Below are 20,278 nucleotides of genomic sequence, written 5' to 3' on the forward strand. Positions count from 1 at the left end.
AAATGCACTGATTGATCGCAAGCAAGACCCAATAAAAAAGCACTTTAAAAGTGCTTTTTTATGTAGATCCCTTTATAGGATGAATTAAGACTGCAATTGCTTTTTGTTGTGTCGTAAAGAGAGATAAGCGGTAATTGCTAACACTATTACGATAAAGCTTAAAGAAATCCAGATTGGCATGTGGAATACATCAAGCAACAACATTTTCGCGCCAATGAACAATAAGATGATGCCTAAACCATATGGTAAGTAATGCAGTTTAGAAGCAGCGCCAGCAAGCAAGAAGAACATTGCGCGTAAGCCTAAAATTGCCATTAAGTTCGCTGTTAAAACAATAAATGGATCACTGGTTACCGCGAAAATAGCAGGAATAGAGTCTACTGCGAAAATCACGTCTGAAGCTTCAACCAAAATCAATACTAAAAATAACGGCGTTGCCCACAATAAACCATTTTGACGTACAAAGAATTTGTCACCTTCAAGCTGCGGCGTAATACGCATGTGCTTACGTAACCATTTTAAAGCTTTGATGTCTTCAATATTGGTTTCTTCTTCTTGGCCTTTTAAGAATTTGAAACCTGTATATACCAAGAACGCACCAAAGATATAAAGCACCCATGAAAACTCTTGAACAAACCATGCGCCAATAAAGATAAACAGAGTACGCAGTACGATTGCGCCTAATACGCCGTAGAGCAAAATTTTACGTTGTAGTGCAGCTGGAATAGCAAATGCCGCAAAAATCATTAACCAAACGAAAACGTTGTCAATTGCGAGGGACTTTTCAAGTAAGTAACCTGCGAAGTATTCCATGGTTTTTTGATTTGCTAAGGTCACGCCAGCAGTTTGCTGTAGATATAGCCATAAACCACCACCAAATAAGACCGCGACGCTTACCCACGCCACGCTCCAGTACGCAGCTTGCTTAATTGAGACATCCTGACCTTGCTTTTGCTTAAAGCCTAAAAAGTCCACTAAAAGCATGACAATGACAATGCCAAAGAATGCTATGTACAGCCATAAATTGCCGATTGTTTCCATAAATCCTCCTCACATCCGGCAATTGGGCATAAAAAAACCTCGACCAGTTGCCAGATGAATTAAACATCTGTATCAACATGATCAAGGTCTTGCCTACATCATGAATTTCACGATGCTCAGATACCGACTTTTTAATAAAAGTGTATTGACGATATCTGACACATAACATTGCTGTTATGTTTGGAGGAGGCTACTCCCCTTGTCAAACTAAATTCTGTTTTGGATAAAACATATCCAATTTCACATAGAATGGCAGATTTTTTTATATTACGCAACTGAACTTAATCTCGTGGTTTTAATATAAAAAAGATCTACGGATTATTTAATCAAACCGCGGTCTAAAAGTGGTTTGCATATAATCTGGTAAAGGTGAATAAAGAATGCGGTCAAACTTGTACCATAAGCATTCCAGAAGTAATAACCTGCCGTATTGACCAGTAGCGTGACAATAAAAGCACCCAACATATCTAAAGGGAAATGCACACCTAAATAAATACGTGACCATGCCACCACAAATGATAAGAATAAAAGAATGATTCCAATCATTTTGCGCTGAGCAAACAAATAAGACAGAGCAATGGTACTGAAAATCAGCATATGATTACTTGGAAAAGATGCTGTTGGCGCATGCTCGATAAACGTGGTGCCAACACCCATCACAAACGGTCTTGAGTGATGATAAAACAGAGAAATAACGTAACCTACTAAAAGGGATATGCAGGTTAAAAAGACAGACTTAATGACTCTATTTTTTAAATCTTGATCACCATAGAACCATAAAAATGTAAGGATGAATAAAAGAATATAGAGGAGATCATTAGCAAAAAAGATAGCAAGACGAATGATAAATTGACTCGCATCCTGAGCACCATTAATCACATGGAATAAGCTAAGGTTGAGTGTTTCTAAAGACATTCATATTCCAAACAAGAACAAAAACGTGGGCTATGATAAAGAATTAAGCCTATTGTCTTGATAAAGAATTGTCACAAAAATGAAATATAGTTTGTTTGTGAGTAAAGATTAAACAGCAGGTCTAGATATTTTTTAATGCGTGTTCTGGGCGTTAATATTAAAGTGTTAACGTGTTGGCACTTTATTCGAGAACGTTATTTTATGACTACTCAAGAAAAACAGAAAAAATTAAGTTTGAGGCCCCTATCTCCAAGAGATCCAAAACAGCCGCATAGAGCAGCAACTCCCCTCGAATTATTGTTCGATTTAATTTTTGTGGTCGCGATTGCAACAGCGGGTCAGCAGTTACATCACGCGATTATTGAAAATCACCTCTGGCATGCATTACCAAGCTACCTGATGGTATTTTTTTCGCTGTGGTGGGCATGGATGAATTTTTCGTGGTTTGCTTCAGCTTACGATAACGACGATGCATTGTATCGATGCCTTACCTTTGTACAAATTGTGGGGTCATTGGTGATGGCCGCTGGTATTCCTGATGTATTTCGTAGTCAGGATTTTGACATCATCATTATTGGTTATGTGATCATGCGCATGGCACTGGTTACCCAGTGGTTACGTGCAGCAAAACATGATCCAGAGCGGCGAATTACCGCCTATCGCTATGCGGTAGGTATTGTCTTGGTTCAGGTGGGTTGGCTCGTTGCTAATTTTGCGCACATACTTTCAGTTCCTTTATTTTTATTTCTGGTTGCGATGGAATTATTTATTCCTATCTATGCAGAAAAATATTCACCAACGCCGTGGCATCCTCATCACATTGTAGAACGTTATGCTTTACTCACGATTATTGTTCTGGGTGAATCAATTGTCGGTAGTTTTAATGCCATACGTGACGCCTTAGCCGCTCAGTCAATGAATATCCCAGCCGTTTTCTTAATGATCGGTGGATTGATGTTGATGTTCGCAATGTGGTGGGCTTATTTTGATCGCAGTGAACAGCATCATCATGTTAAAGGTGTACGCCCATTTGTATGGGGATATGGTCATTATTTTGTTTTTATCAGTATTGCTGCGGTGGGTGCAGCGCTTGCTGCCGCAGTGGATGTCACAACCCATCACGCACATATTTCTGATTTATATATGGGAATAGTTGTTGCGGTGAGTGTGGTGCTCTATACCACCTGTATTTGGATACTTTACGAGTTCCAATGTTTATCTGGAATCACGAAATGGTTTTACCCGATCACCGCGCTTATTATTTTATGTATTCCATTTATTTGTAATAACGTGGGATATAGCGTTTTTGCGATGGGTATTGTCTATAGTTTACGTTTAATCGTTTCTAATAAATTTATGACCAATATAGAGCCAGAAAAAGTTTAAAAATAATTGATATAAAAAAACGGGTTTCAATTTGAAACCCGTTTTTTTATTGAATCATATAAAGCGGAAGTTAAGCAGCTTTTGCTTTTAATGCGCTCATGAGTTTTTGATGTAAGCCACCAAAGCCACCATTAGACATAATCACAACGGCATCGCCCTCACCTGCTTCATTGACAATACGCTCAATAATTTCATCAAGAGAGCGGCTCACTTGAGCACGGTTTGATGCAGCTTCAATTACAGGTTGTAAATCCCAGTCTAAACCTTCTGGCTGGTACCAGATAACGTCATCTGCTAAGCGTGCAGAATGCGCTAAGCCATCCTTATGGCTGCCCATACGCATGGTATTTGAACGCGGTTCAATAATGGCCCATAAACGGCGTTCGCCTAGGCGTTTACGTGCACCATCTAAAGTGGTGTCAATTGCTGTTGGATGGTGAGCAAAGTCATCATAAACCTCAATACCATTCACGGTACCGAGTAACTCCATACGACGTTTTACACCGCCAAAGTTAGACAAAGCTTCACAAGCTTGTTCAAGCGTAACACCTACATGTTGAGCGGCTGCAATCGTTGCCAAAGCATTCGCTACGCTATGTTGCCCTGTCATGGTCCATTTAACTTCGCCAACGACATTGCCATTTTCGAGTACTTTAAAATGGCTGCCATCAATTGAGATTAATTCGGCAGACAATGCAGCTTTTTCATTCGCTTCTAAACTTGTACGAATTACTGGTGTCCAGCAACCCATTTCAAGCACTTCATCAATATGAGTTTCAGTAATTGGCGCAATAATGCGGCCTTCACTTGGAATGGTACGAACAAGATGATGGAATTGCTTTTGAATCGCTGCTAGGTCATCAAAAATATCGGCATGGTCAAATTCAAGGTTGTTTAAAATCGCCGTTTTTGGGTGATAGTGAACAAACTTAGAACGCTTATCAAAGAAAGCAGAGTCATATTCGTCGGCTTCAACGCAGAAGTATTTTCCACCGCCTAAACGAGCGCTTTCACTAAAACCAAGTGGAACACCACCAATTAAAAAGCCCGGATTTAAACCAGCCTGATCAAGTACCCAAGCCAGCATGGTGGTAGTCGTGGTTTTACCATGAGTACCCGCCACACCAAGGACATGTTTGCCTTGTAAAACGTGATCAGCAAGGAACTGAGGACCAGAAATATATGGCAAACCTTCGTTAAGCATATATTCCACGGCATCAATACCACGTTTCATGGCATTTCCGACAATGACTAAATCTGGGTGAGGCTGTAAATGACTACGATCGTAGCCTTGCATGAGGGTAATGCCTGCGTTTTCTAACTGGGTAGACATTGGTGGGTAAACGTTTGAATCGGAACCGGTTACCTTATGTCCTAAATCACGAGCTAAAAGTGCTAAAGAGCCCATAAAAGTGCCACAAATACCCAAGATATGCAGATGCATTGCTCGCCTTCTCCACTGCTTTTGTACACAATATTCGTATGAATGACTGTGTGTGCATTATTGATAAATTTGCCAGCAACGATAGCAAGGCTAAACTCGAAAAGATAGTCAAAAATCGTTGTTGTTCTATGTGTTTGAGGCCCTAACAAAAGCTCATCTTTATTTTTTCGATTTAAGCTGAATTACAGTTTTATCTTTTATAATGTTTTGTATCTTTAAAATACTTAAATCATCGTAAAGATGAAGGATGTGCCTTTGAGCCCAACGGTTTTAGCTTTTACGCTATTAATTATTTCTAACTGCTTTATGACACTTGCATGGTATGGGCATCTTAAATTTTTGCACCATGCTCCACTTTGGCAAGCGATTTTATTTGGTTGGATTATAGCCCTGCTTGAATATAGTTTTATGATTCCGGCAACTCGTATGCTGAGTGCACAAGGCTGGTTACTCGGTGAAATGAAAATTACACAGGAAGTGGTCACACTGATTGTGTTTGTACCGTTTATGCTTTTCTTGTTTAAACAACCATTTAAACTGGATTATTTGTGGGCGATGGTATGTTTATTTGGTTGTGTCTACTTCGTATTTAGAAGCCAGTAAGTTGCAATGGCTTGCATTGAATGATTTTTTCTACTTTGCAATAAGCCATTGCTCTTCCAAATGCCTGTTTATCTTGCAGGATGTTTAAATAATATTAATAAAAATTGAGAATGTGTCATTGTTAAAGCATGACATTTTTCTATCAGATTAAAAATATTCGCAGAGCTGGTCAGTTAAATTTTCGTGAGATGAAAAATCAGTCTATAATAATGGGCTTCCGAACCATTTAAAACTTGGCTCTCGTCGAGATTTATCTTCTTTTACTTTTGTCTCTGGAACATTAGCAATGAATGCGGCCGCAGCACAAGACGCTCAACCTCTCGTTGGAATTATTATGGGTTCTCAATCTGATTGGGCAACTCTCGAAAACACAGCCAATATGCTTAAACAGCTTGGTGTCCCATTTGAAGCGGAAGTGGTATCTGCTCATCGTACTCCAGACCGTTTATTTGAATACGCAGAAACTGCGCGTGATCGCGGTATTCAAGTGATTATTGCTGGTGCAGGTGGTGCAGCGCATTTACCTGGAATGTGTGCCGCAAAAACTGATTTACCAGTTTTGGGTGTGCCAGTTAAATCATCAATTTTAAATGGCGTAGATTCTTTGCTTTCAATCGTACAAATGCCAGCTGGTATCGCCGTTGGTACTTTAGCAATTGGTCCAGCTGGTGCGACGAATGCTGCAATTATGGCGGCACAAATCTTAGGTTTAACTCGTCCTGAAATCGCAAAAAATGTTGCTGATTTCCGCGCTGCGCAAACTGATAAAGTTGCAAGCAAAAATATTCCGGGTCAGGTGTAAGAGGCTGAGATGGATAAAACTATCGGTATTTTTGGTGGTGGACAACTTGGCCGAATGATGGCTCAAGCAGCGTTACCATTAAATATTCAGTGTACTTTTTTTGAAGCAAATACAGATTGTCCTGCAGGTGTTCTAGGCCAAGTCTTTTCTAGCCAAGATGAGCAAGGCTTAAAGCAGTTTATTGAAAGTGCTGATGTTTTTAGTCTTGAGTTTGAAAATACGCCCGTTGAAGATGTGGATGTTTTAACACAAACCAAAGCATTGCACCCTCCCCGTGTTGCTTTAGCAACTGCGCAAAATCGTTTGTCAGAAAAAGCGTTGTTTGATGAGCTTACTATTCCTGTTGCGCCGTATCGTGCTGTAGATAGTCTAGAAAGCTTGAAAAAGGCTGTTGCTGAGCTTGGTTTACCGATTGTGCTTAAGACTGCAACTGGTGGATATGACGGTAAAGGTCAGTTTGTACTTCGTTCAGAAGACCAGATTGATACTGCTTGGGCTGAACTTGGGCCTGCAAAAAGTCTAGTTGCCGAAAGCTTTGTTAAATTCTCTCGTGAAGTTTCAATTATTGCGGTGCGCGGCCAAAATGGTGAAGTAAAAACTTGGCCACTGGCTGAAAATCACCATCATAATGGCATTTTATCGCATTCAATTGTTCCGGCACCGAATAGCGAAGCTTTGCAACCTGTGGCTCAAGACTACATTACTCGTTTGTTGAATCACCTTAACTATGTTGGCGTGCTGACTCTAGAGCTGTTTGTGACAGAACAAGGTTTATGTGCAAATGAGATGGCACCGCGAGTGCATAACTCAGGTCACTGGTCCATTGAAGGTGCTGTTTGTTCTCAGTTTGAAAACCATATTCGAGCTGTTGCAGGTCTACCATTGGGTTCAACAGATGTTGTTCGCCCAACGGTTATGATCAATATTATTGGTCAGCATCCTAAAACTGAAGATGTACTTGCCTTAAATGGTGCTCATCTGCACCTTTATAATAAGTCTGAACGTGCTGGTCGTAAGTTAGGCCATATCACTTTAATGCCTGTGGATAGTAATGAATTGACGAATTTATGCCGTCAATTAGCAGAAATTTTGCCAGAACCACTCGCTTTAACAGCGGATATGACGCTCTAAAGCATTTCTAATTCTCTAAAAAGCGATCTTCGGATCGCTTTTTTTATCTTTTAAATTTAAAAAATAATAAATCCTGAGCAATTTCTTATTTGTGGATAACTTTTTGTGAAAATTTTTGAATTTAAATATTGATGGTATTTTTAAATTTAAAAAGTGAAGCTTGATTGTTTTGAATTTAAAGTTAGTTATCCACAAGAGTGTTTGATTTGTAGCTGACGATAGATCTCATAGTTTTTGAATTCAAAAATTAATGGTGTTTGTTGAAGTGTTTTAAATTTAAAATAATGCGGTAAGTTTGAATTTAAATTATTGCGCGATTTTTGAATTTAAAAATATAGATTGTTTGGGTGGTTGGATTTTTCGTGTCATTAAGAATAATGAAATATAGAATGGAATCAATAAAGAGTGCTGTTTTTGCTTGATTGTGGATAAGTTTATCCACAGAAACGCCTGCGTTATAGTTTAAATTTAAAGTAAGGCTTTTGAATTTAAACTATGCGCTATTGTTTTGAATTCAAAACTGGTGATGCACATCGGGGAAGTTTTAAATTTAAAATAAAGTGGGAAATTTGAATTTAAAACACTGAAAATGAATTTAAAGAAGAGATTATGAATTCAAATTTACGTTTTCTCTCTGAAATTTTAGACTCATAATGGTATGGTACTTAAAAATTTAAATTCAAAAATTGAAACTGGGATAATATGCGACGTTTTTCTTGTATTGTTGGCTCTGTATTTTTAGCAATGACTCAGGCTCAAGCAGAGCTCGTAATTAATGGTTCTACAATATCTAGCAATGCTACTGTTCCAGTAGTAACTAGCGAAGATTATACGCCTAATAATAATTTCCAAAGTTGTTTGGCAAATTTGCGTTCTCAAGCAATTGCTGCGGGAGTCTCGGGAACAACTTATGACCGTTATACTCAAAACTTAACTCCAGATTATTCAGTTATTGATAAATTAAACTATCAACCAGAATTTTCGACACCAATTTGGGATTATCTTTCTGGCTTAGTCGATGAAGAGCGTGTTGAGCTTGGAAAACAAAAACTGGCGCAACATCGCGATGTTTTAAATCGTGCTTCTCAAACTTACGGCGTGCCACCAGAAACAATTGTGGCAGTGTGGGGTGTAGAAAGTAATTTTGGTGATATTTCTGGAAAATATCCTTTATTACAAGCGCTCGGAACTTTAAGTTGTGAAGGTCGTCGACAAAGTTATTTCCGTACTGAATTTTTTGCCACCATGCGTATTTTGCAGCGTGGTGACTTAACCGAAGATCAACTGAAAGGTTCTTGGGCTGGGGCGTTTGGACATACACAATTTATGCCATCGACCTATGAGCGTTTAGCTGTTGATTTTGATGGAGATGGTCGTCGCGATTTAGTGTCGAGTACTGTAGATGCATTGGCATCAACGGCTAATTTCTTAAATAAAGCTGGTTGGCAAACAGGAATGCCATGGGGTTTTGAAGTAAAAGTTCCTCAAGGCATGTCAATTGATGGAGAAGGGCGACGCTCAAAGAAAGCATTAAGTAGCTGGAGTGCACGAGGTGTAACTCGAATTGACGGCTCTCCACTTGTTCAAGGAGCTTTATCTGGCAGTACTTCGGCAGGTTTAATGACACCAGCAGGTGTAAATGGTCCAGTATTTTTAGTATTTAAGAATTTTGATGCTATCTATAGTTATAACGCAGCGGAAAGTTATGGTCTTGCAATTGCCCATCTATCTGATCGTTTAAAAGGCGCTCGTCCTTTTGCAGCCTCTTGGCCAACTGATGATCCAGGAACTTCGCGCGCTGAACGTCGTGAAATCCAACAGTTTTTGATTAATCGCGGCTACGATATTGGTGCAGTTGATGGTCTTATTGGGGATAAAACCCGTGTAGCTATTCGTCAGGAGCAAACTCGTTTAGGTTTAAATCCATCAGGACGAGCAGGGCAACAAATCTTACGCGCATTTCGCCAAGAACAAGCCCAAAAAATGATGCAATAAAATGAAGATATAAAAAAGGTCTGCATGTGCAGACCTTTTTATAAGTATTTGTATTAGATTGCTAATCTAATTTTACCGCTTCTAAAATATCAAAAATAACTGAAGTGACATCTTGGCTTAAATCTCGATCATTAAAGATTTCATACGCAGTGATCGTAACATCTGTATCACTTGGTAATTGCTTTTGTTCTTCTTCAATTAAATGTTCAATCGGTAACAGAGTCTGTTTCACTTCAAGATGTAGAATATCTTTATATTCGATATTTTCATCTTCAAGCTCGATTTCATGCTCATTGAAAAAGGGAATTAGAATAGAATGGAGGTATGGTTTAATTTCAATAATATCAAACAGTTCAATATCACGTGTTTGTTCAATTGTGCTGATATGATCATTTACTTCAATCAGGATATGATAGTAACTCATCTTGATCTCCATTCTATTTTAGTTAGCTCTTATGACCACAATAACATGACTTTGATATGAATTTCGATGTATCTACCTAGAAATAGATACATCATTTTATATCAAGTCCTTAATTATTGAGGTAAAGCACTTAATAGATCACGATCAGCATCTGTAAGACCAGTGACTTTTCTATCACCATCTTTACGTACTGAGTACATTAATGCATTTGGTTGATCGCTATGTTTTAAACCAAGCGCATGTCCTAACTCATGAGCAATTGTTAAACGTAAATCATCAATAGACTTAAACTCATAAATCACAATTTGCTTGCCATTATAAATACCTTTTTTAAAGACATCAGCTTGGGCATTTTGCTTAAATTGGGTCAAGGAATTGTTGAACTCATTGTTAATCTGATTAAAGTGAGTAACTTTGACATTTAAATCTTTAGCTTGCTCATTATATGCAGCAATTTCTTTCTTTAAAGCAACAGTTTGTTTTTGCAAATCTTTCTGAGTTTTAGCCAAAGATTTAGCACTGTATTCAGGTGCCAATTTGCCTTGGTTAAGCTGCATCATTTGCTCGTCAAGATTTTTCAATTTGCCATTCAAAATCTGCTTCTTATTTTCAAGGTCAGATTGAGTTTGGCCAAGAGTTTGTTTCAATTGCTTAATTTGTTGCTGTTCATCAATTACACGTTGCTGTTCTTGCTGAAACTGAGCAGCAATTTTTTGACGCTGTTCAGAACGACTCTGGCTATTATCGTAAACTAAACGAATTTCTAACTTTGCATTTGGATCATAAGTAAAATAATCCTGTCCAGTACCTTGCTTCCAAATATCCGCAGCTTGTTGGCTAATTTGAATTAATTGGTCTTGGCTTAAACCAAAACGTGGATCAATATCAGCAATTTTATAAGTCAAATGTTGACCTGCTTTTTGCTGAATTTGAGTGTGAGCTGGTGTAGCAAGATTAGCATTAGCCTGAAAATTAGAAAAAGCAAAGGCTACGCCTAATAACAAAGATGTTAAACGCATAATCGAAGGGGGGAGATTTTAAAAAAAACGTATTATAAGAATATAAAATGAAAAATCAATCAAAAAACGTACGATTTAGATAAATAAATGAGACTTTAGTCTCATTATTTTTTACCAAATGCCAAATTATTTTTTAGAAAAAATTCATTTAGTTTGGTTTTGTTTAGTTTTTTTAATTATTTAACTTTAATGATTTTCCTTAATTGAACTATAAATTGAGCCTAATAACTGTAAATCGGAATCTGTTAATTTGAAATTATGGAGATCTTGCTCTTTTAACCGTGGATACATTAATGATTTAGGATCAGTAGTATGTTTTAGTCCTAATGCATGGCCAAACTCATGAGCAAGGGTTAAACGTAAATCATTTAAAGAAGCGTAACCGTAAATTTGAATTTGGTTTTGGCTGAATAAGCCTTTATGGAAGGGTTGAATACTGGCTTTTTGTTCAAGTTTGAATCGTGTTTTTAGAGAGCTTAAATCATTTTGCTCTTGATTGAGTTCCCTAATTTTTAGATTAAGTAGTTGAATTTTATAATTTAAACTATTTGATTCGTTTTGTAGATTTCCAGATTTTTGCTGGAGTTGATTTTGCTGCTCTTTTAGCTCATCAGCACGATAGTATTGATGTTCTCCTTGGTTAAAGCGTATTACGTCTTGTTGATATTGCTCAAACTCAGCTTTCAGATTGATCTTTCTTTTGTTTAAATCAGACGATAGCTGATCAATTTCTTGTTTATTTAAAATAATTTCTTCATTTTTAAGACGCCATATTTCCTGCTTTTGCAAAAGTACATTCAAATTTTCCTGTTGCTCGCTTTTCATCAGTTGATGCTCATCATAAATTAAGTTAATTGCCAACTGAGCTTCTGAATCATAGATAAAATAGGTTTTTCCAGTCTCTTTATGCCAGATTTCAGCAGCTTGTTGGCTAATCTCAACTAATTTTTCTCGAGTTAATTGAAACCGTGGATCAATAAAAGCAATTCGATACTTTAAAGGTTGATTAGAGGAACCCATTGCTAGATTATTTTGAGCAAAGCTCGTCGTTTGAAAGCCTATGCATAAACATAAGCTTAATCCCCACCATAGAATTTTTTTCATGGTAAAATAAAAAATATAAATAAAATCTTATTGTTAGCTACTTAATTTAATTCGTCAAAATGATAAAAAGTACAGGAGAGTGGGAGAGCTTTGTGATCTTGGTAGAAAAATTTAAAAAGATGTTTTTAGACTTGGCAATAATGGAATAATTAATGTAATAAGTAACAATGTATTTTTGTTTAGAAAATCTTTTTTATAATGAATACATTAGTTTTTATAATTGACTTTTTTGACATTAAATAATTTAAAAATATATGAAAAAACGTATTGTTATTTTTTGTAACCAATAAAAAACCGCGCCTAAGCGCGGTTTTTATTAAAGAAACAAATTATTTTTTGTCATCTTTAACTTCAGTAAACTCTGCATCTACAACACCATCATCAGCTTTTTGTTGACCCGCATCACCACCTTGGAATGCATTTGGATCAAAGCCTTCAGCACCACCAGCTTGTTGCGCTTGTTCATAAGCACGTTGAGTGATAGGCATCAAGATGTTTTGTAAAGCTTCAGTTTTAGCTTTGATATCTTCTACATCATTTTCTTTTGTTGCTGCTTCAAGTTCAGAAACGGCAGTGCTTACAGCTGTTTTTTCATCTTCAGTAACTTTGTCACCAAGATCTTTAACTGCTTTGTTCGAGCTTGAAATTAATGCATCAGCTTCGTTACGAGCTTTTGCAAGTTCTTCAAACTTACGGTCTTCTTCAGCATTCGCTTCTGCATCTTTAATCATTGCTTCGATTTCAGCATCAGACAAACCTGAGTTTGCTTTAATCTGGATCGATTGCTCTTTACCAGTGCTCTTATCTTTAGCAGATACTTTCAAGATACCATCAGCATTGATGTCGAAAGATACTTCAATTTGTGGCACACCGCGTGGAGCAGGCGGAATGTCACCTAATTGGAAGTTACCCAACAATTTGTTTTGTTGAGCCATCTTACGTTCACCTTGGTAAACAGAAATATCTACAGCAGGCTGATTGTCAGCAGCAGTAGAGAACACTTGTGATTTCTTCGCAGGAATCGTCGTGTTTTTCTCAATGATTGGTGTTAATACACCACCCATTGTTTCAATACCTAAAGTTAATGGCGTTACGTCTAATAAAAGAACGTCAGTTTTGTCACCAGACAATACCGCACCTTGAATTGCAGCACCGATTGCAACTGCTTCGTCAGGGTTCACGTCTTTACGTGGCTCTTTACCAAAGAATTCTTGTACTTTTTGTTGTACAAGTGGCATACGAGACTGACCACCAACCAAGATTACGTCAGAGATGTCAGAAGTCGAAAGACCAGCATCTTTAAGCGCGATACGGCAAGGCTCAATTGTACGAGCAACTAAATCAGCAACTAAACCTTCAAGTTTTGCACGAGTTACGTTGATCACTAAGTGTTTAGGACCAGTTGCATCGGCAGTGATATATGGAAGGTTAATTTCAGTTGCATTTGATGAAGAAAGCTCAATTTTTGCTTTTTCAGCAGCTTCTTTCAAACGTTGTAACGCAAGTGGATCATTTTTCAAGTTCACACTTTGTTCTTTCTTGAATTCTTCAACCAAGAATTCAATTAACGCGTTATCAAAGTCTTCACCACCAAGGAAAGTATCACCGTTTGTTGATAACACTTCGATTTGTTGGTCGCCATCAAGGTCTGCGATTTCAATGATTGATACGTCAAAAGTACCACCACCTAAGTCGTAAACTGCAACTTTACGGTCGCCTTCTTTTTTGTCCATACCGAACGCAAGTGCAGCAGCAGTTGGTTCGTTGATGATACGTTTAACGTCTAAGCCAGCGATTTTACCCGCATCTTTAGTTGCTTGACGTTGAGCATCGTTAAAGTAAGCAGGAACAGTAATAACTGCTTCTGTAACTGTTTCACCTAAATAGTCTTCTGCAGTTTTTTTCATCTTTTTCAAGATTTCAGCAGAGATCTGTTGAGGTGCTAATTTTTTGTCATTTACTTCAACCCAAGCATCACCATTGTCAGCTTTGATGATTTTGTAAGGTACAAGACCAATATCTTTTTGTACCGCTTGATCTTCATAACGACGACCAATTAAACGCTTAATAGCGAATAATGTATTTTTCGGGTTAGTTACTGCCTGACGCTTAGCACTTTGACCTACTAAGATCTCGCCATCTTTATAAGCGATGATCGATGGAGTTGTACGTGCGCCTTCAGCGTTTTCGATTACTTTTACTTTATCGCCTTCAAGTACAGCAACGCATGAGTTGGTAGTACCTAAGTCAATACCAATAATTTTTGCCATGTGACGTTTTCCTCAAAAATTCTTTTGCAATGTTTTTGCTTGTTATCCGATATGAGAGTGAATCTATTTTTTTCAAGCGTTTTAGCTAAAAAAAATCTAAAAACTCTCAAAAATTTACTTATTGACCAACCATAACCATAGCAGGGCGCAATAAGCGGCCATTTAACGTATAGCCTTTTTGTAAAACAGTACCGATTTCATTTGCTTTAGCATTAGGATCAATACCTACTGCTTGATGTAAATCTGCATTGAAACCATTTTTAGTATCAGCTTCTACAACGCCAAATTTCTCAAGCGCAGTTAACAGTGACTTTAAGGTTAATTTGATACCTTCAAGTACTGGTGTTTCTTCATCACCCGCTGCTTGAATTGCACGCTCTAGATTGTCTACAGAATCCAGTAATTCTTTAGCAAATTTTTCAAGCACAGTTTCTTTATGCTTATCAGACTCACGTTGAATACGCTCTACACTTTTTTGTGCTTCGTAAACAGCATTTGCTGTACGTGCCTTTTCAAGTTTCAGGCTTTCTTCTAATTTGGTGATTTGCGCTTGTAAAGATTCAACGGTAACGTCGTTTGCTTGCTCTACACCTTCAGCCTGAGTTTGCTCATTAGATTGCTCTGCTTGCTCGTGTTGAATGTCTTGAGCTTGCTCGTTTTGCTCATTAGCCATTGATGATCTCCGTTTAAATGGGTTTTTAAACATGTACAGTCCTTTTGGCATCAGCATTTACTGGGTAAAACCTGAACTGCCATGCATATGCTGTAATTCATTAATAGGGATGAAGTATGGGCATTGCCTAAAAATTCAAGCGTACACGGCAATTTAAAACTTTTAATTTTGCGGTTTTAAGTAAAAATCTAAATTTTCGATCATAAAAGCAATAAATTCCTGCGTTATTTTGGGTAAATGTTGCCTCGATGCATATACCACTGACAAACTTAATTCCGGAGCTGAAAAGTTTTTAAATAAAGGAACTAGTCTTTTTTCTTTTAAATCTTTTTTAACTAATAGTGAGGGCAACATTGCCACACCTTGAGCATGTACACACATGTCATAAACAGCATTTACATCATTACTTTTAAAGGTCACGTTTAAAGGATAATTCTGGGGTTGTTGCTCTTCATCAAAAAGTGTCCAAAATTGATGTTGGCTATGGTGAGCTAAACATTCATGTTGAATAAGTTGCCTTGGATGGGAGAGGGGGCTGTGCTGTTTTAAATAATCAGGATGTGCACAGAAAACGGACTCGATTTGGCAAACAGGTCGTGCAATTAAACCATCTGCAACTTTTTGGGTTATACGTAAAGCTAGATCGACCTGAGCATCAATTAAGTCCATCGTATTTTCAGTCAGATATACATCAAATTGAATATGTGGATGTTGCTGTTTAAATTGACGAATACATTCCCCAACCCCTAATTGAAATAAAAACAAACCACAGGTAAAGCGAATCGTACCGTTATGTTGCTCGGGTGCTGCCAGCTCTTGTAGAAGTTGCTGTTGTTGTAAAATATTTTCGCAGTAGAGGAGGGCTTTTTCACCTGCTGGTGTGAGTGATATTTTTCGTGTATTTCTTTGAAATAGTCGAGTTGAGAATGTGTGTTCAAGATGCTCAAGATAACGAGAAACCATCGCACGGGAATAATTCAGGTGTTCTGCGGCTTTGGTTAAATTGCCATGCTGAGCAATAGAAACAAAGACTTGTATGGCTTTTAATGTGTCCATATGCATTATCATTATTACAATATATGCAACAGTTTATCTTAATTTAGTGCATTTACCTTACAGAAATTGCAATTTAAAGTATTTCTCATGAAATTGGAGAATACATAATGAAATTTTTTAAATTAACTGCTTCAGCCCTAGCAACTGCCACAGCTTTGACAATGGCTTCCTCTGCTTTTGCACAAGATCTAAAAATCCAAAGTTTTCTAGCTAAACCCGAACATTTTGGTGTGACCTCTACTTTAATTGAAGGCGATAAAGAAGTTCTATTGGTTAATGCGCAATTCTCAAAATCTGAAGCATTACGTATTGCTGCAGACATTATTGATAGCGGTAAAACGCTCAAAACAATTTTTGTAAGCTATGGCGATCCAGATTATTACTTTGGCTTAGACGTATTTAAACAATACTTCCCAAATGTACAAATCATCGCAACGCCGGAAACTGTTAAACATATTCAAGATACTCAAGCGCTCAAATTGAAGTATTGGGGTCCACAAATGGGTGCAAATGTGCCTAGCCGAATTATTGTGCCTCAAGCTTATACTGCTAAAACTTTAAAGCTAGAGAATGAGTCAATCGAGATTAAAGGTAAGAAAGAACTCACTTATTTATGGATTCCTTCTTCTAAGGCAGTAGTAGGTGGTATTCCTGTATCTTCAGGTATTCATTTATGGATGGCAGATACACCAAAAGTTAAAGACCGTAATGAAGTAATTCAAACGCTAGAAAACATTAAATCACTACAACCTCAGACGGTTGTTCCTGCCCATATGGTTGAGGGAGCTCCACAAGGTTTGGATGCGGTTAACTTTTCGATCGACTATCTCAAGAGCTATGAGAAAGCCGTTAAAGTAAGTAAAAATGCGAGTGAGCTGAGTCAACTCATGCAAAAACAATATCCAACATTAAAAAGTGTGGATAGCCTAGAGCTGGGTGCAAAAGTTGTAAAAGGCGAGATGCAGTGGCCGTAATTTAAATCGAAATATCGTAAATTTTTAGAGAAGCCGTGGTTTATACCCGGCTTTTTTAATGAGAATAGGAATTTTTAAGCAAAAAACCTCTGTAACATTCTACGCACCTTATATAGCGTTTCTATAAAGAGAATTTTTTTGAGGAGAGCAAAAGGCTCAGATAAAAATTAAAAATTGATAAAATTAAACAAAAGCTTAAGTTGCTAGTTTTATATAAAAGATAGAGCTAAGAGTAAGGAAGCGAATTTAATAAAAAATTGCACAATTTGTACTTCTATTACTACAAAAGACAACCAATGATACGCACGCCAGAAAAAAAAATTGTGAATTATAGGCAGCGCGAAGATGATCTTTGCATTTAAGTGTTTGTCGTAATGAAAGGAAAGCGATTATGAAAAAATTAGGTCTTATCTCTGTAGTACTTGCTGGTGTTGCTTTTACAGCTGTTGGTTGTGCATCTGAAGCTGGTTTAAACGCATCAGGTTCTGCTCAAACAAGTGCTAGCCCATCTGGCGTACAAGCTGGTGTAGGTGTTGATGCGGGCGTTTCTGGCCAAGCACAACCAGGTCAAGTTGATGCTGGTGCTTCTGGTTCTGTTTCAGGTTCTGCAACAGCTCAGTAATTCTTAGTGATAAGAATAGTTAAAAGATTATAGAGTCATATATTTAAGATGCCGATTTATGTATGAAGTGAGCTGCTACTCATTACTCTATAATTAAGAGAGTTTAGAATTCTCAAAAAAGCCCCAAAAGACGTAGCTTATTGGGGCTTTTTATATAGTAATGAATTTAGTCATCATGACGAGAATCTCGACGATTATGATCACGATCTTCTACCCGTTTTTTATCCCACTCGTGGCGTCTTTTATCGTCATCCCAGCGTTTCTTATCCTCGTCATGGCGTCTTTTATCCCATTCATGACGATTTCGATCTTGTTCGCGAGCAACTCTTCGTTGTTGTTCATATATTCTTTGACGTTCTTCCCAGCGTTTCCGTTCCCAATCGTTATATCGACGTCCATCATTGCGATCATAGCGATTACTATCATGATCATGGTAACCATAACCACCACGATAAGAAGGGTCGTCCGTATAAGCCACACAGCCTACAGTTAAAAGACTGGTTGCTAATAAAGTAACAACTAGTTTTGTTGACATAATCGTACCTCTTTTTGTCTGTTAACAATAATTGGCAAAAAAGTCCTGTTTTAAGTGACAGATTTGTTAATGACATTTGCTTGAAATCAGATTAGCGTAATTTGGGTTTTACCTTTGTATCTTGATTACATGAGTTGTATGCGAATATAGTCAAATAACAACAGAATTCTGTAGAAAATATGAAGGATAAGAGGAATTCATGGAGATAGGCATGACAGCATTTAATCAAAAAATTCAAACATTGCTAGAAAAGGGCCAAGGGCCTGCTGCTCGAGCTCTTGATAAGTTACCTCGATTAGCTCAAGAATCACTTGCTAAAATTCTTGGATATTCTTATCAATATCCAGATCTCGACTCATTTACTAAATGTATGATGGCTGTACAAATTAAACAGGGTCATATCGGTTTCATTGGTTCAGACCCAATTGAATCTAGAAGGCAGTTCGATACGCAAATGCTGGCTATACGCCACAAGTCAACAGAGATTGACTTAGTAGAAGATATCCGTTTACCACTCCAAAGTGGAACCGTTTTTGCGAGACACTATCATCCAGCACCGAATAAAAAACTCCCTTTTATTGTTTTCTATCATGGAGGAGGATTTGTTGTTGGTGGTTTAGATACTCATGATGAGGTTTGTCGTATATTGGCAAAATATGCAAAAGTACAAGTACTCAGTATCGATTACCCTCTAGCACCTGAGGTTTCTCCTCAGCATTTAATCCAATCTTGTGAAGATGCTTTAGCTTGGGTATATCAAAATCGTAGACAGTTAAAAATATTAAAAGGTCGAATTGCGGTAGCAGGGGATAGTGCTGGTGGAAACATCAGTACAGTCGTGGCTCAAAGATCAGTAAATAAACCTTATGCTCCTCAGGCCCAACTTCTTATTTACCCTGCCGTCGATTTCAAGAGTCGACATCCTTCCTTCTATGCCTATAACGAAGGATTGGTTTTGACGGATAATGATATCAATAATGTCACTCAATATTATGCAACCCAGCATAACGTAGAACTAGATGATCCAATTATTTCTCCAACCTACGGCAACTTGAAGAAGAATCCTCCGGCTTTTGTGATTACTGCTGGGCATGATGTATTACATGATGAAGGAAAAATCTATAGCTATAAGCTACGCCAAAATGGTGTCAAAATGCATTATGAAGAATATTCAGATCAAACTCATGGTTTTATAAATTTGACGCCTATTTCCAAAAAAGCCAAACGGTACACCATTGAGTTCAGTAAAAACTTTAGAAAATTTTGGGATAAAAATAGCTAAATAAAAGTTTAGTCCATGTTTCACGTGGAACATGGGCACATCCAAAATATTAGGCCTTAAATAAAAGATAATAAATACTCACTAGAATTCTTTTATATAGACGATTAAATTTAACCTCTATTAAGTTTTGCATTTTACTGTAGGAAGATATGAAAAAATTATTAATGCTATGTTGCTTAGGTCTAAGCAGTCATTCAGTTTGGGCTGACACTTTAGTTGAAATGCAAACAAATTTAGGCAACATAGAAATACAACTTTATGACGAGAAAGCCCCAATCAGCGTAAAGAATTTTAAAACCTATATAAAGTCGAACTTTTATAAAGATACGATCTTCCATCGCGTAATTCCTGGTTTCATGGTGCAGGGCGGTGGACTTACTGCAAATATGCAGGAAAAGACAACCCGAGCACCAATCAAAAACGAAGCCGGAAATGGAATTGCTAACACCCGCGGAACTTTAGCAATGGCTCGTACTGCAAATCCTGACTCTGCTACTAGTCAATTCTTTATTAATGTCGCAGATAACAATTTTCTAAATCGTTCGGCTGGTAACCCAGGTTATGCAGTTTTCGGAAAAGTAACTAAAGGAATGGATGTGGTTGACCGTATTGTAAAGGTACCTACAACCAATGATGGCATACATCAGAACGTTCCTAAACAACCTATTAAGATAATAGAAGTGAAAATCAAAAAAGAATAAAAATAAATAATTTAATATTTATTGTTTATTATCAATAACTTAATTAATTATTTTGGCTTTTTTGTTTTTTTGTTGGGTAAAAAAGAGTCGGTCGAACACATATATTTAGAAAAGTGCTTGCGTACCAGTTTTTTTTCCCTATAATGCACTCATCCCGACGCGATACACGAGAATATCTTAGCTTACAGGGTTAAGATGAAAACTTAGTATTGCGTTGAATTCTGTCTCTGACGAAGAGCAGAAAAAATCATTAAGAGAATTGAAGAACAACTTGTGTGGATTTTTACTGATTGATCGATCG

The 20,278-nt window shown here is 37.4% G+C and carries 18 protein-coding genes and 1 pseudogene; 9 read left to right on the forward strand and 10 right to left on the reverse strand.

Features of this window, described 5'->3' with window-relative positions; translation table 11 throughout:
- Nucleotides 1-84: 84 nt before the first annotated feature.
- On the reverse strand, nt 85-1,041 hold the full coding sequence (locus ODQ17_RS16555; RefSeq protein WP_013199302.1) for a TerC family protein: 957 nt from the start codon (nt 1,039-1,041) through the stop codon (nt 85-87).
- A gap of 318 nt (nt 1,042-1,359) precedes the next feature.
- A complete protein-coding gene (locus tag ODQ17_RS16560) occupies nt 1,360-1,956 on the reverse strand; it encodes a phosphatase PAP2 family protein (protein WP_322905004.1) in 597 nt (198 codons plus the stop codon).
- 135 nt (nt 1,957-2,091) lie between these two features.
- Between ODQ17_RS16560 and ODQ17_RS16565 the strand changes: the two genes are divergently transcribed.
- On the forward strand, nt 2,092-3,342 hold the full coding sequence (locus tag ODQ17_RS16565) for a low temperature requirement protein A (RefSeq protein WP_322905005.1): 1,251 nt from the start codon (nt 2,092-2,094) through the stop codon (nt 3,340-3,342).
- A 70-nt stretch (nt 3,343-3,412) separates the two neighbouring features.
- Here the strand turns inward: ODQ17_RS16565 and mpl are convergent, their stop codons facing one another.
- Entirely contained in the window at nt 3,413-4,786 is a 1,374-nt protein-coding gene (gene mpl / locus ODQ17_RS16570) for a UDP-N-acetylmuramate:L-alanyl-gamma-D-glutamyl-meso-diaminopimelate ligase (protein ID WP_322905006.1), read from the reverse strand.
- A gap of 240 nt (nt 4,787-5,026) precedes the next feature.
- On the opposite strand from mpl, the gene ODQ17_RS16575 reads away from it, so the two are divergent.
- The 4 genes from ODQ17_RS16575 (at nt 5,027) to ODQ17_RS16590 (ending at nt 9,317) form a co-directional block, all read left to right on the forward strand.
- The gene (locus ODQ17_RS16575) at nt 5,027-5,389 is read left to right on the forward strand and encodes a DMT family protein (protein WP_014207671.1); all 363 of its coding nucleotides are present in this window, start codon (nt 5,027-5,029) and stop codon (nt 5,387-5,389) included.
- Nucleotides 5,390-5,675: 286 nt separating this feature from the next.
- On the forward strand, nt 5,676-6,191 hold the full coding sequence (gene purE / locus ODQ17_RS16580) for a 5-(carboxyamino)imidazole ribonucleotide mutase (RefSeq protein WP_002115451.1): 516 nt from the start codon (nt 5,676-5,678) through the stop codon (nt 6,189-6,191).
- Between the two features lie 9 nt (nt 6,192-6,200).
- Nucleotides 6,201-7,322 (forward strand): 5-(carboxyamino)imidazole ribonucleotide synthase, encoded by a 1,122-nt coding sequence (locus ODQ17_RS16585; RefSeq protein ID WP_004795549.1) that lies wholly within the window; start codon nt 6,201-6,203, stop codon nt 7,320-7,322.
- 702 nt (nt 7,323-8,024) lie between these two features.
- Nucleotides 8,025-9,317 (forward strand): lytic murein transglycosylase, encoded by a 1,293-nt coding sequence (locus ODQ17_RS16590; protein ID WP_322905007.1) that lies wholly within the window; start codon nt 8,025-8,027, stop codon nt 9,315-9,317.
- Nucleotides 9,318-9,378: 61 nt separating this feature from the next.
- Here the strand turns inward: ODQ17_RS16590 and ODQ17_RS16595 are convergent, their stop codons facing one another.
- The 6 genes and pseudogenes from ODQ17_RS16595 to ODQ17_RS16620 all read right to left on the reverse strand — a co-directional run bounded on the left by ODQ17_RS16595 (nt 9,379) and on the right by ODQ17_RS16620 (nt 15,863).
- Entirely contained in the window at nt 9,379-9,753 is a 375-nt protein-coding gene (locus ODQ17_RS16595; protein WP_003656007.1) for a hypothetical protein, read from the reverse strand.
- 101 nt (nt 9,754-9,854) lie between these two features.
- Nucleotides 9,855-10,835: pseudogene (locus ODQ17_RS16600) on the reverse strand (M57 family metalloprotease).
- Between the two features lie 111 nt (nt 10,836-10,946).
- Nucleotides 10,947-11,864 carry a matrixin family metalloprotease gene (locus tag ODQ17_RS16605; protein ID WP_322905008.1) on the reverse strand — a complete coding sequence of 306 codons (918 nt, stop codon included), beginning with the start codon at nt 11,862-11,864 and terminating at the stop codon, nt 10,947-10,949.
- A gap of 329 nt (nt 11,865-12,193) precedes the next feature.
- Nucleotides 12,194-14,134: a molecular chaperone DnaK gene (gene dnaK / locus ODQ17_RS16610; RefSeq protein ID WP_004795542.1), complete on the reverse strand. Its 1,941-nt coding sequence runs from the start codon at nt 14,132-14,134 to the stop codon at nt 12,194-12,196.
- A 118-nt stretch (nt 14,135-14,252) separates the two neighbouring features.
- Nucleotides 14,253-14,807, reverse strand: a complete 555-nt coding sequence (gene grpE, locus ODQ17_RS16615) for a nucleotide exchange factor GrpE (protein ID WP_004795539.1) — start codon at nt 14,805-14,807, stop codon at nt 14,253-14,255.
- A gap of 162 nt (nt 14,808-14,969) precedes the next feature.
- On the reverse strand, nt 14,970-15,863 hold the full coding sequence (locus ODQ17_RS16620) for a LysR family transcriptional regulator (RefSeq protein ID WP_250629496.1): 894 nt from the start codon (nt 15,861-15,863) through the stop codon (nt 14,970-14,972).
- 107 nt (nt 15,864-15,970) lie between these two features.
- Here ODQ17_RS16620 and ODQ17_RS16625 point away from each other — a divergent pair, with 107 nt between their 5' ends.
- Together ODQ17_RS16625 and ODQ17_RS16630 are read left to right on the forward strand one after the other, a co-directional pair.
- A complete protein-coding gene (locus ODQ17_RS16625) occupies nt 15,971-16,837 on the forward strand; it encodes an MBL fold metallo-hydrolase (RefSeq protein ID WP_322905009.1) in 867 nt (288 codons plus the stop codon).
- A 391-nt stretch (nt 16,838-17,228) separates the two neighbouring features.
- A complete protein-coding gene (locus ODQ17_RS16630) occupies nt 17,229-17,459 on the forward strand; it encodes a hypothetical protein (RefSeq protein WP_000733015.1) in 231 nt (76 codons plus the stop codon).
- 166 nt (nt 17,460-17,625) lie between these two features.
- Here the strand turns inward: ODQ17_RS16630 and ODQ17_RS16635 are convergent, their stop codons facing one another.
- Nucleotides 17,626-17,994, reverse strand: a complete 369-nt coding sequence (locus tag ODQ17_RS16635; protein ID WP_322905010.1) for a hypothetical protein — start codon at nt 17,992-17,994, stop codon at nt 17,626-17,628.
- Nucleotides 17,995-18,205: 211 nt separating this feature from the next.
- Between ODQ17_RS16635 and ODQ17_RS16640 the strand changes: the two genes are divergently transcribed.
- Nucleotides 18,206-19,276: an alpha/beta hydrolase gene (locus ODQ17_RS16640; RefSeq protein WP_322905011.1), complete on the forward strand. Its 1,071-nt coding sequence runs from the start codon at nt 18,206-18,208 to the stop codon at nt 19,274-19,276.
- 149 nt (nt 19,277-19,425) lie between these two features.
- Nucleotides 19,426-19,977, forward strand: coding sequence for a peptidylprolyl isomerase (locus tag ODQ17_RS16645; protein WP_322905012.1), 552 nt, complete (start codon nt 19,426-19,428; stop codon nt 19,975-19,977).
- Nucleotides 19,978-20,278: the final 301 nt, after the last annotated feature.

The organism is Acinetobacter sp. IRS14, from assembly GCF_034650275.1.
In the GTDB taxonomy this organism is placed as follows: Bacteria; Pseudomonadota; Gammaproteobacteria; order Pseudomonadales; family Moraxellaceae; genus Acinetobacter; species Acinetobacter oleivorans.

Excerpts from the sequence above, each read along its gene's own strand:
- mpl (WP_322905006.1), bottom strand. The coding sequence starts at position 4,786 with ATGCATCTGCATATCTTGGGTATTTGTGGCACTTTTATGGGCTCTTTA.
- ODQ17_RS16640 (WP_322905011.1), top strand. The coding sequence starts at position 18,206 with ATGACAGCATTTAATCAAAAAATTCAAACATTGCTAGAAAAGGGCCAA.
- ODQ17_RS16585 (WP_004795549.1), top strand. The coding sequence starts at position 6,201 with ATGGATAAAACTATCGGTATTTTTGGTGGTGGACAACTTGGCCGAATG.
- ODQ17_RS16590 (WP_322905007.1), top strand. The coding sequence starts at position 8,025 with ATGCGACGTTTTTCTTGTATTGTTGGCTCTGTATTTTTAGCAATGACT.
- ODQ17_RS16575 (WP_014207671.1), top strand. The coding sequence starts at position 5,027 with ATGAAGGATGTGCCTTTGAGCCCAACGGTTTTAGCTTTTACGCTATTA.
- ODQ17_RS16645 (WP_322905012.1), top strand. The coding sequence starts at position 19,426 with ATGAAAAAATTATTAATGCTATGTTGCTTAGGTCTAAGCAGTCATTCA.
- ODQ17_RS16595 (WP_003656007.1), bottom strand. The coding sequence starts at position 9,753 with ATGGAGATCAAGATGAGTTACTATCATATCCTGATTGAAGTAAATGAT.
- ODQ17_RS16555 (WP_013199302.1), bottom strand. The coding sequence starts at position 1,041 with ATGGAAACAATCGGCAATTTATGGCTGTACATAGCATTCTTTGGCATT.
- ODQ17_RS16625 (WP_322905009.1), top strand. The coding sequence starts at position 15,971 with ATGAAATTTTTTAAATTAACTGCTTCAGCCCTAGCAACTGCCACAGCT.
- ODQ17_RS16635 (WP_322905010.1), bottom strand. The coding sequence starts at position 17,994 with ATGTCAACAAAACTAGTTGTTACTTTATTAGCAACCAGTCTTTTAACT.
- ODQ17_RS16630 (WP_000733015.1), top strand. The coding sequence starts at position 17,229 with ATGAAAAAATTAGGTCTTATCTCTGTAGTACTTGCTGGTGTTGCTTTT.
- ODQ17_RS16605 (WP_322905008.1), bottom strand. The coding sequence starts at position 11,864 with ATGAAAAAAATTCTATGGTGGGGATTAAGCTTATGTTTATGCATAGGC.
- grpE (WP_004795539.1), bottom strand. The coding sequence starts at position 14,807 with ATGGCTAATGAGCAAAACGAGCAAGCTCAAGACATTCAACACGAGCAA.
- ODQ17_RS16620 (WP_250629496.1), bottom strand. The coding sequence starts at position 15,863 with ATGGACACATTAAAAGCCATACAAGTCTTTGTTTCTATTGCTCAGCAT.
- purE (WP_002115451.1), top strand. The coding sequence starts at position 5,676 with ATGAATGCGGCCGCAGCACAAGACGCTCAACCTCTCGTTGGAATTATT.
- ODQ17_RS16565 (WP_322905005.1), top strand. The coding sequence starts at position 2,092 with ATGCGTGTTCTGGGCGTTAATATTAAAGTGTTAACGTGTTGGCACTTT.
- dnaK (WP_004795542.1), bottom strand. The coding sequence starts at position 14,134 with ATGGCAAAAATTATTGGTATTGACTTAGGTACTACCAACTCATGCGTT.
- ODQ17_RS16560 (WP_322905004.1), bottom strand. The coding sequence starts at position 1,956 with ATGTCTTTAGAAACACTCAACCTTAGCTTATTCCATGTGATTAATGGT.